The 2,994-nt window shown below is 39.4% G+C and carries 3 protein-coding genes; all 3 read right to left on the reverse strand.

Annotated elements, in window-relative coordinates; translation table 11 throughout:
• On the reverse strand, positions 1–1,466 hold a 1,466-nt coding region (locus Aru01_RS18120; protein WP_042111771.1), incomplete at its 3' end, for a TonB-dependent siderophore receptor.
• Between the two features lie 79 nt (positions 1,467–1,545).
• Positions 1,546–2,493, reverse strand: a complete 948-nt coding sequence (locus Aru01_RS18125) for a FecR family protein (protein ID WP_016655909.1) — start codon at positions 2,491–2,493, stop codon at positions 1,546–1,548.
• The gene (locus tag Aru01_RS18130) at positions 2,493–2,969 is read right to left on the reverse strand and encodes a sigma-70 family RNA polymerase sigma factor (RefSeq protein WP_052475375.1); all 477 of its coding nucleotides are present in this window, start codon (positions 2,967–2,969) and stop codon (positions 2,493–2,495) included. The genes Aru01_RS18125 and Aru01_RS18130 overlap by 1 nt, the downstream gene beginning before the upstream one ends.
• Positions 2,970–2,994 lie beyond the last annotated feature (25 nt).

Here is a 2,994-nt window from a genome sequence, read left to right on the forward strand (position 1 = left end):
CCGAGTACTAAATCATGTTCGCGATTTAAAAGATTAAATTTACCTGTCGTATAAACTTCGAAAGAATCACTGACCGTACGACCTACGTATTTAGAAGGCCAGATTTTTGCACTGCCATTCTCAAGTGGATAATAGCCTTGAATAGTCCCCAATGATGCATCATAGCCATTAATCTTATGGTCATATTGCATGGTTAATTGCCAATCATTGGCAAAGTCATGATGCACGTTGGCAAATACACTACGCGTATATTGTTCCCATTTACTCCAATTCGCAGCATTATTAAAAGAACGTGACGGATAAGGATTACGCTCTCCTTTAGAATTAAACAGTGGGAAAGATCCAGACCAAGTTGATGCTTTGGGTTTATTATTTTGATAATCCGCACCGATAGTCAGCAAGGTATTGTCCGATAAATCAAATTCGGTAATCCCATAAAAGACATAACTTTTACGTTCATATCGATCCATGAATGATTCTTTATCTTCAAGTGCAGTTACAAAGCGACCACGCACACTACCACTTTGGTTTAAAGGCCCACCGACATCGAACTCACCGCGATAATCATGCCATGAACCAGCACCCAACTTGGCGATTGCCTGAAAATCATGCGTTGGTTTTTTACGGACCAAGTTAATTGTTGCACCCGATGAACCGACCCCTGTTAATAAGCCTGTTGAACCTTTTAACACTTCAAATCGGTCATATATAGCAGAATCACTCAGGGTATTCCCTGCTGCATAACCAACGTTTCGTGTGGTAGATGGAATACCATCATATTGAAAGTTATTAATGGCAAAACCACGCGAATAGTAGCTAGTCCGTTCACTATCATAAGCTGCCACGGTAATACCTGGCGTATGTGACATGACTGCATCAATATTATTCAGATTATAATCATCCAGCTCTTGTCGGGTCACCACACTAATCGTCTGTGGAGTTTCTTTTTGAGTGAGCACTAAACGTGTTGCAGTTGCAATTTTTCCAGCTGTATATGACCCCGTATTTTCTGTAATTTCACCCAATTGATTGGCTGTCATAACAATGGTCGGTAATACTAAGTTATTGTTTTGATCGTACTGGGAACTAGATTGAGTTTCTGCATCCTGAGCTAGCCTGTGGTTTTTACTCACTATAGACCAAGTCCCATTTTGATTTTTAATCATGATTAACGAGGTGTTTTTTAGAAGCTCTGCAAAACCCTGTTCAATCTGATAATGACCATTTAAACCCTGACTTTTAAGACCACGTGTTAATGCAGGATCAAAAGATAATGCAATACCTGACTGTAATGCAAAACTCGATAAGGCTGTTCCTAATGCTCCAGCATTGACATGATATTGTTGAGTGGGCTGCTCTGCATGCCCTATCACGCTAGACCCCAGACAAAGACCAAACATCACACTACGAATAGCACAAGCTAAGTTCCTTTTTGAACTTTGTGCTAAGCTTTTTTGCTTTTTCATACAAGCCCCATCAAATTTAAAATAAAACCTTTCATAACTCATGACAGTTCAGTTTTAAAAAAGGCTCAGATCTTTGCTATTATTTTTTCGCAGAAATGCTTACCATACGATTAGCTGCATACTGATTCACTTGAATTTGATAATTTTGTTCCAACATTTCATAAAGTTGCGACATATTATCTGTTGGGTAGGTACCTGATATTTTAAGCTGTTCAACATCACGCTCTAGATAAATAAAAGCGCGATGAAATGGCTTTAATCGTTCAATGAATTGCGATAACGGCATGTCATCAACCATCATTAAACCTTTGGTCCATGCAAGTTGAGTGATATCCAGCGCTTCAACAGCACCAATTTTCTGCTGATTAAATCGAATCTGCTCACCAACATGAACGACTTTATACTGAGTGCTGTTTTGTGGTTGTACTTTTACTGCACCTTTTTCAACAGCAACATAAGCCTCTTTCTGCTCAATTTTTACTGAGTATTGCGTGCCCAATGCTTGAGCTTGACCATATTGGGTCGAGACTACAAATGGACGATGTGCTGCATCAGGTCGTGTTTCAATCCAAATTTCGCCCTTTCGTAATATGATTTTGCGCTGCTGCGAGGTATATTGCACATCAATCGCACTATTTGCATGCAGTAAGATGCTTCCTCCATCGGGCAGTAATACTGTCTTTGCAGCCCCTTTGCCATTGCGATAATCAGCTGTCCATTGCTGTTGCTCATTGAGTAAATAGGCAAACCATAAAGCAGAGAAACTTCCCAACAAAAGTAACCAATGACCATTATGTGTTTTCGATGGTTGCTGCTGAATCACAGGCAACGCAATTTCTGCTGGCAGTTGTTTAAACTTTTGCTCTAAAACGATAGTTTGTTGCCAAATTTTTTGATGTAAATGGCTCTGACTCAGCCATTGTTCAAATTGGTTTTTTTCAAACTCAGTTAACTTGCCTTGCTTAATCAACAGTAACCATTCTACGGCTTGCTCGACAATGACTGATTTTTCCGTGGATTTAAACATTAAAAATCAGCATCCAACATCGCTGTTAAACAGTGGATATAGGCTTTTTTAATATGTCGTTTTACGGTACTCACCGAAATATTAAATTGCCCTGCGATCTGCTCATAAGTCAAATCTTCAAGTTGAGCATGTAAAAAGACATTGCGTACCTGATCTGGCAAGGCTTCTAACAATTGAATGACCTCCAGCAACGTCTCTACGATCAGATAACTTTGCTCAGGCGATGGATGTTCCAATTCTGGTTGTTGTGCCAATACATCTAAATAGGCCTTTTCAATACGTTTACGACTAAACATATTTAACATTAAGCTTTTTGCAACAGTGGTCAAATAGGCACGTGGCTGTTCAATCTCATGCAGCGGTTTTTTCAGTACACGAATAAAAGTATCTTGTGCTAAATCAGCAGCATCGGATGAATTTCCCAGTTTTTTATACAGCCAAGTATAAATCCATGTGTGATGTTCTTGATACAACACTTCTAAACTGCGCTGTGCAGAAGTT

Origin of the sequence: Acinetobacter rudis (assembly GCF_000829675.1) — a bacterium.
Classification (GTDB): Bacteria; Pseudomonadota; Gammaproteobacteria; order Pseudomonadales; family Moraxellaceae; genus Acinetobacter; species Acinetobacter rudis.